This window comes from Gabonibacter chumensis (assembly GCF_024741215.1).
Taxonomy (GTDB): domain Bacteria; phylum Bacteroidota; class Bacteroidia; order Bacteroidales; family Marinifilaceae; genus Gabonibacter; species Gabonibacter massiliensis.
The window spans coordinates 1,325,712-1,343,679 of sequence record NZ_JANSKB010000001.1 but is presented as its reverse complement, the minus strand read 5'-3'; the positions used below and the strand labels follow the sequence as shown (position 1 = coordinate 1,343,679).

Annotated in this window: 13 protein-coding genes; 6 read left to right on the top strand and 7 right to left on the bottom strand. The window is 44.2% G+C overall.

Going from position 1 to position 17,968, the window contains the following annotated elements; all coding sequences use genetic code 11:
* Positions 1-13 precede the first annotated feature (13 nt).
* The 5 genes from NVS78_RS05755 (at position 14) to NVS78_RS05735 (ending at position 6,071) form a co-directional block, all read left to right on the top strand.
* On the top strand, positions 14-961 hold the full coding sequence (locus tag NVS78_RS05755; RefSeq protein WP_041504301.1) for a glycosyltransferase family 2 protein: 948 nt from the start codon (positions 14-16) through the stop codon (positions 959-961).
* Positions 962-1,029: 68 nt separating this feature from the next.
* Positions 1,030-2,427 (top strand): MFS transporter, encoded by a 1,398-nt coding sequence (locus NVS78_RS05750; protein ID WP_286358302.1) that lies wholly within the window; start codon positions 1,030-1,032, stop codon positions 2,425-2,427.
* 137 nt (positions 2,428-2,564) lie between these two features.
* Positions 2,565-3,512, top strand: coding sequence for an NAD(P)H-dependent flavin oxidoreductase (locus tag NVS78_RS05745; protein ID WP_286358301.1), 948 nt, complete (start codon positions 2,565-2,567; stop codon positions 3,510-3,512).
* Positions 3,513-3,529: 17 nt separating this feature from the next.
* Complete coding sequence (locus NVS78_RS05740) at positions 3,530-4,765, top strand: M16 family metallopeptidase (protein WP_289623345.1); 1,236 nt, start codon at positions 3,530-3,532, stop codon at positions 4,763-4,765.
* 34 nt (positions 4,766-4,799) lie between these two features.
* Positions 4,800-6,071 carry a M16 family metallopeptidase gene (locus tag NVS78_RS05735; RefSeq protein WP_286358300.1) on the top strand — a complete coding sequence of 424 codons (1,272 nt, stop codon included), beginning with the start codon at positions 4,800-4,802 and terminating at the stop codon, positions 6,069-6,071.
* A 96-nt stretch (positions 6,072-6,167) separates the two neighbouring features.
* Here the strand turns inward: NVS78_RS05735 and NVS78_RS05730 are convergent, their stop codons facing one another.
* The 4 genes from NVS78_RS05730 to NVS78_RS05715 form a co-directional block, all read right to left on the bottom strand.
* On the bottom strand, positions 6,168-6,986 hold the full coding sequence (locus tag NVS78_RS05730; RefSeq protein ID WP_286358299.1) for a DUF7015 domain-containing protein: 819 nt from the start codon (positions 6,984-6,986) through the stop codon (positions 6,168-6,170).
* A gap of 17 nt (positions 6,987-7,003) precedes the next feature.
* On the bottom strand, positions 7,004-8,554 hold the full coding sequence (locus tag NVS78_RS05725; protein WP_286358298.1) for a SusD/RagB family nutrient-binding outer membrane lipoprotein: 1,551 nt from the start codon (positions 8,552-8,554) through the stop codon (positions 7,004-7,006).
* Positions 8,555-8,565: 11 nt separating this feature from the next.
* Positions 8,566-11,718, bottom strand: coding sequence for a SusC/RagA family TonB-linked outer membrane protein (locus tag NVS78_RS05720; RefSeq protein ID WP_286358297.1), 3,153 nt, complete (start codon positions 11,716-11,718; stop codon positions 8,566-8,568).
* A 976-nt stretch (positions 11,719-12,694) separates the two neighbouring features.
* Positions 12,695-13,420: an energy transducer TonB gene (locus tag NVS78_RS05715; RefSeq protein ID WP_286358296.1), complete on the bottom strand. Its 726-nt coding sequence runs from the start codon at positions 13,418-13,420 to the stop codon at positions 12,695-12,697.
* 214 nt (positions 13,421-13,634) lie between these two features.
* On the opposite strand from NVS78_RS05715, the gene NVS78_RS05710 reads away from it, so the two are divergent.
* Positions 13,635-14,225: a DUF4251 domain-containing protein gene (locus NVS78_RS05710; RefSeq protein WP_286358295.1), complete on the top strand. Its 591-nt coding sequence runs from the start codon at positions 13,635-13,637 to the stop codon at positions 14,223-14,225.
* On the opposite strand, the gene NVS78_RS05705 is transcribed toward NVS78_RS05710, so the two are convergent.
* The 3 genes from NVS78_RS05705 to ffh all read right to left on the bottom strand — a co-directional run bounded on the left by NVS78_RS05705 (position 14,207) and on the right by ffh (position 17,891).
* The gene (locus NVS78_RS05705; RefSeq protein ID WP_286358294.1) at positions 14,207-15,439 is read right to left on the bottom strand and encodes a nucleoside recognition domain-containing protein; all 1,233 of its coding nucleotides are present in this window, start codon (positions 15,437-15,439) and stop codon (positions 14,207-14,209) included. The two genes, NVS78_RS05710 and NVS78_RS05705, sit on opposite strands and share 19 nt — an antisense overlap.
* A gap of 111 nt (positions 15,440-15,550) precedes the next feature.
* Entirely contained in the window at positions 15,551-16,426 is an 876-nt protein-coding gene (gene folD, locus NVS78_RS05700; protein WP_286358293.1) for a bifunctional methylenetetrahydrofolate dehydrogenase/methenyltetrahydrofolate cyclohydrolase FolD, read from the bottom strand.
* A 139-nt stretch (positions 16,427-16,565) separates the two neighbouring features.
* A complete protein-coding gene (gene ffh, locus NVS78_RS05695; RefSeq protein WP_286358292.1) occupies positions 16,566-17,891 on the bottom strand; it encodes a signal recognition particle protein in 1,326 nt (441 codons plus the stop codon).
* Between the last annotated feature and the right edge of the window lie 77 nt (positions 17,892-17,968).

Genomic DNA, 17,968 nt, shown 5'->3' with positions numbered 1-17,968 from the left:
TAATACAATAACCATGGATTTATCTGTTGTCATTCCTTTATATAACGAAGAAGAATCATTACCCGAACTTATAACATGGGTCAACCGGGTCATGGAAGAGAATCATTTCAGCTATGAAATCATTTTAGTCGACGATGGCAGCAACGATGGTTCCTGGAAGGTGATCGAAGAACTATCCCGGAAAGATTCCCGCGTACACGGAATCAAATTCAGGAGAAATTACGGGAAGTCCGCCGCTTTGCATTGCGGCTTCGAAGATGCCCGGGGAGATGTGGTCATTACCATGGATGCCGATCTTCAGGATAGTCCGGATGAAATACCCGAGCTTTATCGCATGATCACGGAAGAGGATTTCGATTTGGTATCCGGCTGGAAAAAGAAAAGATACGATCCGATCACGAAAACCATACCGACAAAGATATACAATGCAACAGCCCGAAAATTTTCAGGAATATATCTGCATGATTTCAATTGCGGACTGAAGGCATATAAAAATAACGTGGTAAAAAACATAGAGGTATACGGTGAAATGCACCGTTATATTCCCATTTTAGCGAAACAAGCCGGTTTCACCCGTATCGGAGAAAAAGTGGTCCACCATCAGGCGCGAAAATACGGAGTTACCAAATTCGGTCTCAATCGCTTCATCAACGGCTTCTTAGACTTATTATCCGTAACCTTCATCACGCGATTCGCCAAAAAACCGATGCACCTCTTCGGGGCATTGGGGACTGTTTTGTTTATCATTGGCTTTTTTGCGGCCGGATGGTTGGGGATAGAGAAGCTGATAGCATTAAGCAAAGAGATAAAAGCTCCTCTTGTTACCCATAATCCCTATTTTTATATCGCCCTGACCTGTATGATTCTCGGAACCCAGTTGTTTTTAGCCGGATTTTTAGCCGAATTGATCTCCAGAAGCGCCAATGACAGAAATGTATACAGAATAGAAAAAAAAATATAAAGAAATTCCAAATTTTATCCTACTTTTGGACGGTGTATGTGCAAATTTTAATTTATAAATAAAATATCATGACTGAAAAGATTCAACAAACCCTTAGGGACTCCAAAGCTGCCAGATGGACAGCCTTGATCCTTATTGCATCGACCATGTTTTTCGCGTACATGTTTGTAGATGTTTTATCCCCATTACAAACCTTATTGGAGACGGAACGCGGATGGAGTCCGGACGTATTCGGAATGGAAGAAGGTTCCGAATTTTTCTTAAACGTTTTTTTCTTCTTCCTCATTTTCGCGGGTATCATCCTCGATAAGATGGGTGTTCGTTTTACGGGACTTCTCTCGGCTTCTTTAATGGTTATCGGAGGATCCATAAAACTATACGCCATTACCGAATATTTTAACAACGGCGGTGTCGGGTATGAATTTTTCAACTCTTTCTGGACAAGCGTTCCCGCCAGTGCCAAGGTCGCTTCCATCGGATTCGCCATATTCGGTTGCGGTACGGAAATGGCCGGTATCACCGTATCAAAAGCGATCGTGAAATGGTTTAGCGGAAAAGAATTGGCGTTAGCCATGGGTCTGGAAATGGCCATAGCCCGTTTAGGGGTATTTGCCGTATTCCGTATCTCCCCGCTATTGGCAGGAAGTATCAATCCGGACATCGTGACCCCGGTTGCCGTGTGCTGTACCTTACTTTGTATCGGTCTGCTGACCTTCTTGGTTTATGTATTCATGGATAAAAAACTGGATAAACAAATCGGTGAGATGAGCACGGAACCGGAAGATCCTTTCCATGTCAGCGACATCGGGAAATTATTCACCAGCAAAACATTCCTTATCGTTGCTTTCTTATGCGTGCTCTATTACTCGGCTATCTTCCCGTTCCAGAAATTCGCAACGGGTATGTTGGAAAGCCGTTTAGGACTCAGCGCAACCGATGCGGCAGCCGTATTCTCCTGGTTCCCGATCGGGGCCATGGTTCTGACTCCCCTGTTAGGTGCCTATCTGGATCATAAAGGTAAAGGAGCAACCATGTTAATCATAGGAGCTCTCTTGATGTGCGGTTGTCACCTGATCTTCGCATTAGCACCATTGAATCATTTTATCGCTTACGTGGCCATCGTTATTTTAGGAATCTCTTTCTCTTTGGTTCCGGCAGCCTTATGGCCCTCCGTTCCCAAATTAGTAGAAAACAGATACTTAGGATCAGCTTATTCCGTTATTTTCTGGATTCAGAATATCGGTCTGTTGTCTTTCCCTATCCTTATCGGATGGTCTTTAAAAGTAAGTAACCCGGGTGTTTCCGAACAGATCAAAGCCGGAGTCGAAGGTGTAAGCTATAACTATACCGTTCCGATGTTGATTTTCGCCAGTCTGGGTGTTTTGGCTTTCCTCTTAGGATTATGGTTAAAAGCCGAAGACAAGAAAAAAGGATACGGTTTGGAATTACCGAATATCGAAAAATAAAATCATTTATCAAATTATCGCCAAACGGGTGTTTCGATAAAGTGAAACACCCGTTTGTATTATACGGTAGTATTATAGCAAAATAAAAACTATTTTTGCATGCATACGATATGAATAGATAAAACTAAAAATAAAACATGGTAAACAGAATAACGACTCTTTTCGATATAAAATACCCGATCATTCAGGGCGGTATGGTATGGTGCAGCGGATGGAAACTGGCCTCCGCCGTAAGTAACAATGGCGGATTAGGTTTGCTCGGAGCGGGTTCCATGCATCCGGAAACTCTTTTGGAACACATCCGCAAAATGAAACAGGCCACGGACAAACCCTGGGGTATCAATATCCCTTTACTCTATCCGGAAATGGAGAAACTCATCGATCTTATCATTAAGGAAGAGGTAAAGATCATTTTTACCTCTGCCGGAAGTCCTAAAAAGTGGACTCCCTTATTGAAATCTCACGGGATCACGGTTGTCCACGTTGTCAGTAGTGCCGTTTTCGCCCGGAAAAGCGAAGAGGCCGGAGTGGATGCAGTCGTGGCGGAAGGGTTTGAGGCCGGAGGACATAACGGACGGGAAGAGACTACCACTTTGACCCTAATACCTAACGTGGTTAAACATTGTTCTCTTCCGGTCATTGCAGCAGGCGGCATCTCCTCCGGAGAGTCTATGCTGGCCGCGATGGTTTTAGGTGCTGAAGGAGTACAAATAGGCAGTCGTTTTACCGTGGCTGCAGAATCTTCGGCCCACGCGAATTTCAAACAGAAAGTTTACGAACTCGAAGAAGGCGATACCATGCTGGCATTAAAAAAATTAGCTCCTACCCGCCTGATAAAGAATGCTTTTTACGAACATATCAAAGAACTGGAAGATAAAGGAGCCGATGCGGAAACATTGAAAACGGTTTTAGGAAAAGGCCGGGCTAAAAAAGGTATTTTCGAAGGAGATATGGAAGAAGGAGAACTGGAAATAGGTCAAATCTCTTCCATGCTACAACGGGAAGAGAGTGTGGAAAACATTATTACCGATATCGTTACCGCCTACGAACAAGCATTGAAAAATATAGAAAAACTATCTATTTAATACGCGACAGAAAAACGATGATTCACTATTCCCGACATATATTGGACAACGGACTGACGGTTATCTGCAACACGGATACCGGAACTCCTTTCGTTTCCGTAAACATACTGTATAAAGTTGGTGCAAAAGATGAAGATCCGAACAGAACCGGATTCGCCCATCTTTTCGAACACCTGATGTTCGGCGGATCCGCTCACGTTCCCGATTACGACTATCATGTGCAGAAAGCCGGAGGAGACAGTAACGCATTCACCAATAACGACTATACCAATTATTACATCACCATCCCTGCAGCCAACATAGAAACAGCCCTTTGGCTGGAATCGGACCGGATGCTCAGTCTTAACTTTTCCCAAAAATCCCTCGACGTACAACGAAACGTGGTAATCGAAGAATTCAAACAACGTTACCTGAATAACCCTTACGGGGACATTTGGCTAAAATTGAGACCGTTGGCTTACAAATTCCATCCTTACCGATGGCCTACCATAGGCAAAAAAATCGAACACATCGAAGAGGCGACTTTAGCAGAGGTCGAAGATTTTTTCCATCGTTTCTACGCTCCGGACAATGCCATTATCAGTATCAGCGGAAATATAAAAGACTCTCGAGCTTTGGAGTTGGTGAAGAAATGGTTCGGAGATATCCCTCCCTCCCATACCGCAAAAAACAGGTTATCTCCGGAACCCGAACAGACGGAAGCCCGGCAATTGATCTGCGAGCACAACAACGTTCCCGCGGATGCACTGTATAAGGTATTCCACATGGGCGACCGCTATTCGGATAATTTTTACGTCTGTGATATTATTTCGGATATCCTGTCCAACGGACAATCCTCCCGTCTATACGTCAATTTAATAAAAAACAGCAAGCTTTTTTCAGAAATAGATGCTTACGTGACAGGCGACATGGACCCCGGTCTCTTCATCTTTTCCGGAAAACTATCGGAGGGCGTGAAAATCGAAGAGGGAGAACAGGCCATCCAAAACGAGATCGATCGTTTTATTCAGGAGAACGTATCGGAAAGAGAGCTTCAAAAAGTCATCAATAAGACCGATGCCCGTATCTCTTACAGCGAAATCAACTACCAGGGGAAGTCTGCCAACTTGGCATTTTTCGAGTACCTCGGAGATATCGACCTGATCAATACAGAGTGCGACCGGTATATAAAAATAACCCCGGAAATGATAAAAAATACGGCGCAACAACTATTTACGCCTGAAAACAGCTCTACCCTATGGTACCTGAAATAAAATACAGAACAATCATCTATACAATTCAATTCATATGAACCGCAACCGACCTCCCCAACTGGAAGCTCTGACCAAACCTTCCGTCCTGAATTATCAAAAAAGAATCCTCTCCAACGGAATAGAAATCATTTACATAAATGACCCTCAACAAGAGGTATTCAAAATGGATGTCGTTCTTCCTGTCGGGGCTTATTACCAACCCCGACCGATCATCGCTTCCACTATGCTTCATTTGTTAAACGAAGGAACTCGCTCCCATTCTTCCGAAATGATAGCCGAATTTTTCGACTATCACGGGGCTTACGTAGATTACAACTGCGGATTGCATAAATCGGAAATCAGTCTGATCTCCTTAAACAAATACGCGGACAAGACCATCGGGATGGTAGCCGAGATGATTGCCGACAGTATCTTCCCGGAACACGAATTGGAAGTCTACCTTCGCAACAAAAAGCAACAATACTTAGTCAACCTGGAAAAAACCTCCTATCTGGCTCGTATGGAGTTTCTTCGCTTGTTTTTCGGGGAACAACATCCTTACGCTAATCATTTTACCCGAGAAGATTTCGACCAAGTGACCCGCCGCCGGCTCTTGGATTTTTATCAAAAACGGGTAAGTGCCCCGAACTGCCGCATTTTTCTTTCCGGCAATGTGAACGAATCCGTCCTACAAGAGGTCGGGAAACGATTCTCCGCACTACAATCTACCGTACCAGAGGAAGAACCGACATATGATATCAAGCGGCAACCAGCCGGACTATACCGTATCCATAAACCGGATGCCGTACAAACCAGTATCCGGGTCGGCAAAAAAGGGGTCAGGCTCACGGAAGAAGATTATACCGATTTTCAGTTGCTCAACATGGTCTTAGGGGGGTACTTCGGTTCCCGCCTGATGTCGAATATCCGGGAAGAAAAAGGCTTTACCTACGGTATCGGTTCTTTCAATGTCAGCATGAAAAACGCCGCTTACTGGAATATCGCTACCGATGTCAATGCCGATCACGCGGAGGCCACAATCTCCGAAATCCGTAAAGAGATACTCCGTTTACAACAAGAGCCGATTCCAACGGAAGAACTGAATCTCGTCAAAAGCTTTTTTCACGGTGAGCTGCTTAGGGAATTAGACGGAGTTTTCGCTCAATCCGACGCCCTAAAACACAAACTAAATTACGATACGGATAACACTTTTTACCTGAAAATGATCGACCGTATGAAAGAGTGCACACCGGAGGATCTCCTGCAAACAGCGCAGAAACATCTGAACATGGAAGAGATGTATTTCGTCGAAGCGGGCAAAAGTTAACAATCACGATAAAACCGTAAAGAGAAAACAACGAAGAGGCCGCCCCGCCTACAAACGGGAACGGCCTCTTACTAACAAACAGGGGCTAAGTTGCTACTATTGTATCAACGTGTAAGTCTCTTTCACGTACCTTCCTCCTAAAATATTCCACTCGATCGTGAACGACTTTTTGTTCGGATCATAAGTTCCCGAGATTACGGAAGTGGCCTGTCCGTCGACGTCAAGAATTACCTTGTTCGTTATCGGATCGATCTCGTAAAACACTCTATTGGTGAACTTACCGCCGAACAATCCTCCGGCCGCCAACCGGGTAGGACTAACCGTCTCCAAATAAACTTCAGTACTTGCGGGAGGAGCAAAATCACCCACCATCTCGTATTTATACTTACCTTCGTATGGGCTGCGAATCTTCAACGCGAGCAGCAAACTCCCGAAGTTCCCGCTAATCACATAACCGGAGTTCTTTACGGACTCCACACCGATAACCAGATAACTACCGTGAGCTTTCAAGGCATCCGTCCTTACTTTCGCCGTCAGAGGAACGGCTCGTTCTCCTTTCGGAATCACCACCGACGCCGGAAAAGTGATCTTATCCAACGGAAACAGCTCTTCTCCCTCAGGTATCAAATCTCCCTGTACGGATTTTTTCAACACCACTTCGATATCTTCCCCGGCCGGCTTCTCGGCCGCTAATCTCACTTCCCCGATCGTAATCTCCTGTTCGGCCCCTACAGCCAAAATAGCTATAGATTTCGTATGGTCCGCATCGGCCGGTATCTCGATAATCTTTTTCGTGGAAAGATCCTCCGGCCTAATGCCATATTCCAGATCATCGATCCTGTCGTCTTTCAAGCAGGAGGTCAATCCCAATGAAATTACCGACATCATCCATATCAATACATGTATTTTTTTCATAATCCAATATTTAAACATTAATTATTATCCCAAAATATCTTGTTTGACTGGGGATTAATAGTTCCCTGAGCAGTCGCGTTCTTGTTATTGAACTGGTATTCGGTAGTCGGGTAAATCAAACGATAGGGAATACGATTATTCCCCACACTCGGATGCTTGGAACGAGGGATATCGGGAACCCCTGTTCTCCGGTAATCCGTCCAGGATTCCGCCCCGTTGATCCCGTACATGGCAATGTATTTTTGCAGATAGATCAATTTCAATTTATCAGGATGGCTGCCCCACTCCGCAAACTTGGTATCGGTCGGTTCCGCAGGGTGCAAATATTTATCGGCTACTTCTGCGGCATCTTCTATTCCTAACCACACGAAAGATTCGGTCACGGCCCTTTTGTAAACGGCCTGAGCATCCCCGGCAAGGGCTCCCCGTTGAATGGCCTCCGCTTGTAAAAAAAGACTTTCGAAAGAAGGAAAAAACCATTGCGGCATATCGACCGATTTGGCGATACCCGGACCGGAAACCATGGAAGAGTGGGCTCCGTCGGGCAGGGTATTGTCCACCGCCCCGAAATCGAAACCGACATAATACTCTCCCCCGGTGGGAGTTTTAGCTCTCGAATAGAAATAGGTATACCGAATGTCTCCGTTATCCCGCAAAAGATTCAGGAAAAAATTATTGGCCCGGAAATAAGCATCGGCAACACCCTGGTCATTAACTTTATAGGTATTCCAGAACGGATTTTGTTTCCCCTTATCCGCCGAATAGGTCAAATGAACGGCCGCAGTCTCTCCCTCTTCGAGAAAACCCGCCCCGTTGGCCACGATTTTGTCCACCTCCGTTTTCAAAGCGGCAGCCCCGAGAAAATCGGCCTCATGCATGAGCATCCGCAAACGTTGCGTGTTCCCTAACTTCCGCCACATCCCCAAATCTCCACTAAAAACCACGTCAGCCCGCTCAATATCGTAATTATTTCCCGGATCCGCCTCCTTCAACAGTTCATCGGCCTTAGCGAGCTGCTCCAACAAATCCTTATAGATATCCTCGCCCTTGTCGTAAGGAGTCAACATATAGTTAACTATATCAAAACATTTGGAATAAGGAATATTGTTGTACTGATCGACCAACGTCATAAAACCGATGGCTTTCACAATCTTGGCGATGGCCTCGTAAGCCGTCTCCTTCCGGGCCACGGCGCTTTTCTCCATCACATCCAAATCCTTCAATACATCCATCCAATCGTGCCACACTCCCTGGTTGAAAGAAGCTGAAAGCTGAAATGCCTCCAGATCCGTATTCGGACCGTAGGTCCCCGCACAACGAGCGTAATACCCCATCCATTGCTGGTAATTACCGTTCGCCGCATTTCCTTGGGTAAAATCTGTCTCCGGCTGAGTTGCGGCAGTCAAAATTCCTACCCGGTGCAAGGCGCTGGGTAAAATCAAGTTGGGTGTCATATTCGTCTCTACCGCCCTGTTCGGGTTTTGATTGATATCGAAATAGCTCTCGCCACACCCCGCAAATAAGAGCATCGCCAAAGAAATTACCGTTAGTATGTGTATCTTTTTCATATCCGTTCGATTTAAAATTTAACCGTAATCGTTCCGCCAAAACTCCGGGTCGGGGGATTCACCGTGGCATCTCCCACTCCCGATACGTTATTATAGTCGTTAGTCATCACGTCCCCCTGAAAATCAGGGTCTCCGTACACGTTGGACTTCGGTAGCCAAAGAGCCAGGTTCCTACCCGTGAAACCGATCGTGATTCCCTGAATCACCTTTTGCCTCCTCAAAAGCGACTGCGGCAGATCGTAAGAGATCGAGAACTCCCGGAAACGCCAGGAATTGGCACTCGTCAGGAAATTTGTTCCCACGTTCCGATAGTTATCTCCCGTCCAAAAATCGTTCACGTTGGTAATCGTTATGTTCTCGTTCGGAACATATTTTCCCGGGTTCTTAGGATCCTCGTATACCGAATTCGGGAAGACGAAGCGTTCCCGGTGGTTTGCAGCAGTCCGCTCGGACACTCCGGTCCACGCCATATCGGCACCGATCATATTAAAAGCGCAATACCCTCCTTTATACTCGAAAGTAGCGGCAATCGTCACCCCTCTCCAGGTAATTGTCGGGTTTAGCCCCAAAATGTATTTAGGCATCGTTCTTCCGAATATTTTATTGGTCTCGTCGATCTGCGGCAACCCGGTAGTCGCATCCACGATCACCCTTCCCTCGGGATCCCGTTTGTAATCTTTCGCACTGAAGACGAAAGCGGGTTTCCCCACTACAGCCTGATTACTGGCCATATAGTACCCCCCGACTCCCAACTCTTCGAGATCTCCGAAAATAGAGGTTACCTTGCTATCGTTATAGGTAAAATTCGTTCCCAGGTTAAAATCCCATCCTCGAAACCGAACGAGAGGCGTCAATTTCAACTGAGCCTCGAAACCGAAATTTTTAAAAGAAGCGGCATTCACATTCGCGAAAGAGTAACCGGTAGAACGGGGAACCCTCACTCTCACGATTTGATTCGAGTTCTTCTGATTGTAGTAAGTTGCATCCAACGTAATCCGGTTATCGAGAAAACTGGCCTCAAACCCCACCTCAATACTTTTTACGAACTCCGGCTTCAACAGCGGGTCGAAAGAGGTGGCATTAATCGAGTACCCGGGAAGCCCGGCATAAGGGAAGCCCAATATCTGAACCGCAGTGGCACTTAACGAATAAGGATCTATATCGGCATTACCGGTTTTATTCCAGGAACCTCTCAATTTCAGGAAGTTCAAAATATCCGATTTCAACAGGGGAATCGCATCGGTCAATACCACCGAAAGATTAACACCCGGATAGAAAAAACTATTGTTTTGAGGATCCAACACGGAAGTTTTATCATTACGCCCCGTAACCTCCAAGTTAACGAAATTCTTGTAGTTCAAGCTGAGGCTACCGTAAAAAGAGAGCATACGGATTCTGAATTTATTCGACCCTCCGCCCAACTCGCCCGGCCGCGCCGAAACATTGAACAAATCCTCAATGATCAGCTTATCCCCGGTCAGCCGCATCTCTTTCGTATCCACGTCGCGGACGTAAGTTCCCACCAACAAGTTTCCCTTGAAATCACCGAATGTTTTGTGGAAATTCATATATAACTCGGAGGAGAGCCTGTTTTGAACGTAGGAGTAATCCTCTACCCGTTGCGGGATGTCCGATAATCCCCGGTGTTCTCCGTACTCCGTCACGGTCCGTAATCGAGTCTGCACCTTGTACTGTTCCGTCCGGTAGGTCATGGCCGCCCGGTAGTTGATCTCCCACCAGCCAACAGGCGATAACTTAAAGTCGATGCTGGTAATCAAGTCCTGCTTTTTCCCCTTTCTTCTCCAAGTATCCAGGGCAATATAAGGATTAATCCCATACCGATTGTAATAGTTATCGTAAGTAGCGAACGGATTATTTTTATAATCTTTGTAAGAGGTTAGAGGAACATGAGCCTGGGTCGAAAAGATCAAGTTCATCAAACCGTCATTCAATCCCACGTTATTGGCCGAATAATAATCGCTCATTGCCCGATCGTCGAACACGTCATAATTGGATTGGATGTAATTCGAGTTAAAGTTTACCGTAAATATTTTATACGCTTTAGAGGCATTCAGACGGATGCCGGTCCTGCGATTCCGGTCGTCCGGTACAACACCTTTAATCACGGCATCCTGAATACTCAAGAAAAAGTCCTTGGCCAAATAAGAGACATCGTTTTGCATCGTCATACCCGTCTTAAAAAATTTCCGTCGATTATTTTTTATCGGAGCATACTTTACCTTCTGCACGCTACCGTCCGGTAATTCCTCACCCAACACCACTTCCGAACCGTCGTAAGCCGGTCCGTAAGACCAATTCTCGTAAGGAATATATTCACCGTATCCCCCGCTTCCGAACATGTTTTGAAATTTAGGGAACATGGCGACCCTGCTAAACTGAGTCGAATTACTGATCGTAATCTCCGGTTTGATTTCTTTGCTCGCCGCTTTTGCAGTAACAGCAATTCCTGCCTTTGTGGTCACGACAATTACCCCGTTACGGGCATCCGGACCGTAAATAGCTGCTGCAGAGGTCCCTTTCAATACATTTACACTCTCTATATCGTTCGGATTTAAAGAGGAGAGAAAACTCAAAGCTACCGGAACTCCATCCAGCAACAACATCGGGTTATTGTCTCCGGTCAACGAGCGTATTCCCCGCAAATTGATCTTCACATCCTCGAAGACGCTGCTGTTCAATCCCGTGATATTCAATCCGGGCACTTTTCCCTGTAAGCCGACAGCTACATTCAGTGCCCTTGCCTTAACCAATTCCCGGTTACTCACGTTTACCGTCGAATATCCCAAGTCTCTTTTCTGGCGTTTGATACCTAAAGCGGTTACCACCACCTGCTCCAAGCGCTCCGTCTCCTGCTCCATCTTCACATCGATCACTTTTCGCGTTCCGGAATTAATTTCCTGTTTTTTCATCCCCACAAAAGAAAAGACAAGAACGGCATCCTTCTCAACATTTTTTAGAACGTAATGTCCCTTAACATCGGTCGATGTCCCGGCATTCGTTCCTTTTACAACAACCGTAACCCCCGGCAACGGAGATCCGTCAGCAGCATCGGTCACCGTACCCGAGACCTCCCGCTTTTGAGCCAAACCTAATTGAACTCCCGTTAATAACAGGAAAACAATCAATTGAATCGTCTTTTTCATAGTCTTGTTTTTAATTAGACATCATTTGTAGTTAACAATAATTATCGCATTGAAAAATCAATACAATAACGCACAGCTCTTACTTATCGGGATCTATCAATAATTCCACACGATCTTGACGCATCGAGGAGATAGTAAAAATGATTTCGATAAAGCCTTTCCGATTCAAAGAGAAAAACTTTTTTCCACGATAAATACCATTGACAACTCATGTCGACAAGTAACGTACCTAAAAAGAAATTATTGCTTTTTCGGAATAATCGATTTTATCCCCGGAGTCACCAGTTATCTTCTCATCAAACTGAACCTATCGTCCCTTAAAGGCCCAGAGCATGCAGACACCTAACTTTAGAATATAAACAAATCCCATCTACGTCCATTATCGTAGCTTGTATCCGACCATACTCACGACTATTTTTAATACACCTATCAAAAAACCTTCGTTTTTTGATCATTACAAATATAGTAAAAAAATCACAAATACAAATAAAATAAATGTTTTTTGATAAATCTTCGATTCTTGTACTCAACCTGTTGCCTTTATGAGCTAATCATGATGTATTCCCTATAAAAATGTCATTAAACGAAGGTTTTATATATATACATATACATCTATAATTCAATAGTTTATCATATATATTTACTTGTCCTGCAAAACCATTTTATTGACTCAAAGTCAACAAATTTAATAGTCAGATTATCTATTTTGTATATTTTGATTAAACATTCAATTATATACCTTAATATCATCATATTATCATACAAATAGCATAATAAAGAAATACATCCATTCCAATAAAATACACAATAAAAATTTTAGACGATACGGGATGAGACAAAAAAAAATGTGAAGATTTTCCTTATATTCAGAATAACCCTCAACAAGCAATACTCTATTCAAAGCCCGAAAAAAAAAACGTTGCCATTTCGTGCAACGTTTTTAATGAATCATATCTTCTTAAATATTTTCTCCCTATTATAACAGAAAACTTACAGGAATCAAGCACTCGATCCCCACCTCTTTCCCATTTTGTTTTGCCGGCTTCCATGCGGGCATCGATTTCACAACCCGAATGGCCTCCCGGTCCAATAGAGCATTTACGGATTGAACCACTTTAACCCTTTTTACCTCTCCCTTTTGATCAACAACGAAAGAGACCTGAACCTCTCCTGTTATCCTTTCTTCATAAGCCTTCTCAGGATATTTTATATGTTCGGCAACCCATTGAAACAAATCACCGGGAAACTCCGGCATAACCTCAATCGGCTCGAATACCTCTTCCGTATCCTCTTTCAAGCAAGAGATCGGATGAGAATCTTCCAGGACTAAAATGGCATTATGCAAACGAACTTTCATGATCTCCCGTCGAGTAACGGGTATGCTCCGTATCTCTTTTCCAACATAAGAAAATAACAATATATCATGTGAATTTGCTTGGATAGAAAACCGACCCTTAAAATCCGTCCGGCACCCTATGCCCCTGTCTTTAATCAGTACAACGGCCCCCTCCAAGGGTTTCCCTCTCTTATCCACTACTTTACCTGTCACGATTTGTCCCGTCGTATCGTTTACGAAACCGCTTATAAAACTACTATTTAAATGTAGTGCGGCCTGTACGTCGGCAGGCAAGATCAACAAGAAAGCTACCGGAAGTAAAAACAGATACCCGGTTATTCCTTTTCCGAAAATCCTTTTTTCCATTCTCATTCGTTTTTCAAAAATGCCACGTCAAAATCGTTACCTGTTCCGACTCAAACTAATCGTTTTCATTAGTACCTGCCAATTATATGCAGAGGATTCGAACGGGCTATGAAAAACGATCCTGAATCAAACTTTTTATTTCTACAAACGTAAACTCGTTCAAAGATAGTCATAACCACGAAAAAGTCAACTTATTTCGACAAAAATAGAGCACATGAGAAATTATTTACCATTTATTTTTATCGCCATTCTACTTTACTCATTTCCATCCATTTCCTCGGGCCAAAAAAGGAGTGCCCGATTTGAAGCGGAGTTTCAGAAAACATTACAATTAGTCAACAGCGATCGGTTCATGATACGATTTTTTATAGCTACTCCAACGGGACAAACCTTTGTTGCCACCCCATCGGAAGGCCCTAACGTTGCCATTGACCCGGAACAATGCTATTTAGAGATTCAGGATTCGCTGGTCAGCGGACGATTACCCTATTTCGGTAACGGCAGCCATTGGGTTCCGGGGCCGGAGCAAGACTCTCTTCGATTCAATTATATTCTTTTCTCGAGGACAGTAAAAATACTTCCACACGGAAATAAAAAAAGTATCGCTTACCAGATCAGTATTTTGACCAAAGGCAATATCTTGTTTTTGCACATGGACATTCGTTATGACGGAACCTGCTATCTCTATTATAACGATCAAAAACGTTATCCGATCAGTTATACGGGAAATATTTGCCCGTTGAAAACAAGAGAACAGAGCTTAAATACGGAATTACATTCTAAAAATCAGGTAAAGAAAATATAAGCCATTACGATAGCCGCAATAACTCCCGCCAAATCAGCAATTAAACCGCAAGGAATGGCGTAACGGGTATTTTTTATACCGACGGCCCCAAAATAGACGGCAATAATATAGAAAGTGGTATCCGTAGCTCCTTGAAAAGCACAAGCCAATCGTCCGGGAAACGAATCCGCTCCAAAGGTATTCATGGTATCGATCATCAATCCCCTCGCCCCGCTCCCGCTCAACGGTTTCATCAAAGCCGTAGGTAAAGCCGGAACAAAATCAGAATTGAACCCGCAAGCCTCACATCCCCATTTCAGGGCGTCCATGACGGCATCCATTGCACCCGAAGCACGGAAGACACCGATAGCGACTAAAATAGCAATTAAATAAGGGATTATTTTTACGGCAATAGAGAAACCCTCTTTCGCCCCGTCGATAAAAGCATCGTAAACATTGATACGTTTCCAGGCTCCCATAGCGATAAAAGCAACAATAATGGAAAACAAGATCACATTACTTGCCAAGGAAGAGACTTCGGTCAACGTCTCTTTATCCAACCCTGAAAAATACCAGATAATACCTGCTACCAAAGCACTACCACCGATCAGGTAGGCCATAATCACCCGGTCCAATAAATTAATACGCTGATACAAGGCAACGGCTATAAGTCCCACTAAGGTCGAAACATACGTCGCCAAAAGAATCGGGATGAAAATATCCGCCGGATTAGCAGCTCCCAACTGAGCCCGGTAAACCATGATAGAGACAGGAATGATAGTTAACCCGGAGGTATTTAATACCAGAAACATAATTTGAGCATCGGAAGCACGATCTTTACGAGAATTCACCTCCTGCATCTGCTGCATTGCCCTTAGTCCCAACGGAGTAGCCGCATTATCCAGTCCCAACATATTAGCAGCGATATTCATCATAATCGAACCATAAGCCGGACTATCCGGAGGCAACTCCGGAAATAAACGCCGGAAGAAAGGATTGATAATCCACGACATGACCTTTACCGCCCCACCTCGCTCTCCGATTTTCATGATCCCCATCCACAAGGTCAATACCCCCGTCAATCCCAACGATATCTCGAAACCCGTCTTGGACATATCAAAGGTAGCTTTAACAATGGACGCAAAAACCTCCGTATCCCCATCAAACAATAATTTGAAAAGAGCCACGATAAAAGCTACCCCGAAGAAAAAAATCCAAATATAGTTAAGAACCATAGGCGATTGGAGATTGAGTGATTAGGTGATTGAGTGATTAGGTGATTGAAGATCGGGTTGAATTACAACACCCCCTCATCTCCTAATCACAAAATCTCTTCATCCGTATTATTAATGTTTCGCTTTACAGGCTTTGATCGTATTCTGCAAAAGAGAAACGATCGTCATTGGTCCTACTCCTCCCGGAACCGGAGTTATGTAAGAACATAAGGGAGCTACCTGCTCAAAATCGACGTCTCCTACCAATTTCCAACCGCTTTTAGTCGTTTCAGAAGGAACACGATGAATTCCCACGTCGACGACGACACACCCTTCCCGTACCATATCTTTCGTGATAAAATGAGGAACGCCTATGGCAACGATCAAAATATCGGCTTGCCGGGTAATCTCTTTCAGATTGGAGGTTCTGCTGTGACACATAGTCACCGTACAATTCGCATGCTTTGCCTTACGGGACATCAGCACGGCCATCGGGGTCCCGACGATGTTACTTCGTCCCACCACGACACAATGTTTTCCTTCCGTATCGATATCGTAACGAGCCAACAGCTCCATGATCCCGGCGGGAGTCGCCGGAAGGTAGGTCGGTAACCCTAACACCATCTTACCCACGTTGCACGGGTGAAATCCATCCACATCTTTATCGGGATGAATCGTATTTAATACTCTCTCTTCGGAAATATGTTTCGGTAAAGGAAGTTGCACGATAAAACCGTCTATATCCGAATCTTCATTCAATTGTCGGATTACCTCCAATAATTGTTCTTCGGTAATATCACTACCGTATCTTAGTTCGGTACTTTTAATCCCCACGGCTTGACATGCTTTCACTTTACTGGCCACATAGGTTTCACTCGCTCCGTCATTGCCTACCAAAACGGCAGCCAAATGGGGGATCTTCTTTCCCTCGGCAAGCAAGTGAACTACCTCTTCCGCGATCTCCTCTTTGATCCGCATCGAAACTTTTTTTCCGTCAATAATCTCCATCTTTTATTTTTAAATTGTACATTATCAATTGCCTGATCTTTTTAATGTAAATCGTAGCTTACTAATCTCCCCATCGTTACTCACTCAATCTCATAATCGCTTAATCCAAAATCTACAATTGTCAATCGTCAATTAATTACTATCTTCTTCTCATAGCGGCATTTCCCATCATCTTACCGCCCTTGGACAACATCCGCATCATTTTTTTAGACTCATCGAATTGTTTCAGCAAACGATTTACATCCTGAATGGTTGTTCCGCTTCCCATAGCTATACGTTTACGGCGAGAACCGTTGATCAATTCCGGGTTTTCCCGCTCCTGGGGTGTCATGGAAAAAATAATAGCCTCCACTCCTTTAAAAGCATCATCATCGATATCCACATCTTTCAAAGCACGCCCTACACCGGGAATCATAGAAGCTAAATCTTTTATATTTCCCATTTTTTTTATCTGCTGGATTTGACTCAGGAAATCATTGAAATTGAATTGATTCTTGGCAATCTTTTTCTGCAATTTCTTGGCTTCTTCCGCATCAAATTGTTCTTGAGCCTTCTCTACCAAGGAAACGATATCTCCCATTCCCAAGATTCGGTCTGCCATACGTTCCGGATGGAATACATCCAAAGCTTCCAACTTTTCTCCCGTTCCGACAAATTTAATCGGTTTATCCACCACCGTACGGATAGACAATGCAGCACCACCGCGCGTATCACCATCCAATTTCGTCAGGACAACACCGTTAAAATTCAACCGATCGTTAAATTCCTTGGCCGTATTTACCGCATCTTGTCCGGTCATGGCATCCACCACGAACAAAGTCTCATTAGGCTCTATCGCTTTTTTTATCGCGGAGATCTCATTCATCATCTGCTCATCGATAGCCAAACGTCCCGCCGTATCGACGATAACGACGTCCCGCCCTGTCGCTTTCGCCTGCTTTATGGCATTTAAAGCAATCTGTACCGGATTATTATTCCCTTCTTCGCTATATACCGGAACACCAATCTGCTCACCCAACACTTTCAACTGTTCGATAGCAGCCGGCCGATAGACGTCGCAGGCAACCAACAAAGGATTCTTCCCCTTTTTGGTCTTCAACAAATTGGCTAACTTCCCGGAAAAAGTGGTCTTACCGGAACCTTGCAATCCGGACATCAGAATAACGGCCGGATTTCCTTTTATATCAATATCAACATGGGTTCCCCCCATTAACTGGATCAACTCGTCATGCACGATCTTTACCATCATCTGCCCCGGTTTCACAGCCGTGAGCACGTTCATGCCCAACGCCTTCTCTTTTACCGTATTGGTAAATTCCTTCGCAATTTTATAATTTACATCGGCATCCAATAACGAACGTCTCACCTCTTTCAGGGTTTCAGCCACATTGATCTCTGTTATTCTCCCCTGTCCTTTTAAAATCTGAAACGACTTTTCTAATCTTTCGGATAGATTCTCAAACATATGCTATTAATTGAAATTTGGAAATTGAAAAATGCCCTTATCGCATCTGTCTTTCTCTACTAAATTCTCTATATATT

Excerpts from the sequence above, each read along its gene's own strand:
- NVS78_RS05755 (WP_041504301.1), top strand. The coding sequence starts at position 14 with ATGGATTTATCTGTTGTCATTCCTTTATATAACGAAGAAGAATCATTA.
- NVS78_RS05750 (WP_286358302.1), top strand. The coding sequence starts at position 1,030 with ATGACTGAAAAGATTCAACAAACCCTTAGGGACTCCAAAGCTGCCAGA.
- NVS78_RS05745 (WP_286358301.1), top strand. The coding sequence starts at position 2,565 with ATGGTAAACAGAATAACGACTCTTTTCGATATAAAATACCCGATCATT.
- NVS78_RS05740 (WP_289623345.1), top strand. The coding sequence starts at position 3,530 with ATGATTCACTATTCCCGACATATATTGGACAACGGACTGACGGTTATC.
- NVS78_RS05735 (WP_286358300.1), top strand. The coding sequence starts at position 4,800 with ATGAACCGCAACCGACCTCCCCAACTGGAAGCTCTGACCAAACCTTCC.
- NVS78_RS05730 (WP_286358299.1), bottom strand. The coding sequence starts at position 6,986 with ATGAAAAAAATACATGTATTGATATGGATGATGTCGGTAATTTCATTG.
- NVS78_RS05725 (WP_286358298.1), bottom strand. The coding sequence starts at position 8,554 with ATGAAAAAGATACACATACTAACGGTAATTTCTTTGGCGATGCTCTTA.
- NVS78_RS05720 (WP_286358297.1), bottom strand. The coding sequence starts at position 11,718 with ATGAAAAAGACGATTCAATTGATTGTTTTCCTGTTATTAACGGGAGTT.
- NVS78_RS05715 (WP_286358296.1), bottom strand. The coding sequence starts at position 13,420 with ATGGAAAAAAGGATTTTCGGAAAAGGAATAACCGGGTATCTGTTTTTA.
- NVS78_RS05710 (WP_286358295.1), top strand. The coding sequence starts at position 13,635 with ATGAGAAATTATTTACCATTTATTTTTATCGCCATTCTACTTTACTCA.
- NVS78_RS05705 (WP_286358294.1), bottom strand. The coding sequence starts at position 15,439 with ATGGTTCTTAACTATATTTGGATTTTTTTCTTCGGGGTAGCTTTTATC.
- folD (WP_286358293.1), bottom strand. The coding sequence starts at position 16,426 with ATGGAGATTATTGACGGAAAAAAAGTTTCGATGCGGATCAAAGAGGAG.
- ffh (WP_286358292.1), bottom strand. The coding sequence starts at position 17,891 with ATGTTTGAGAATCTATCCGAAAGATTAGAAAAGTCGTTTCAGATTTTA.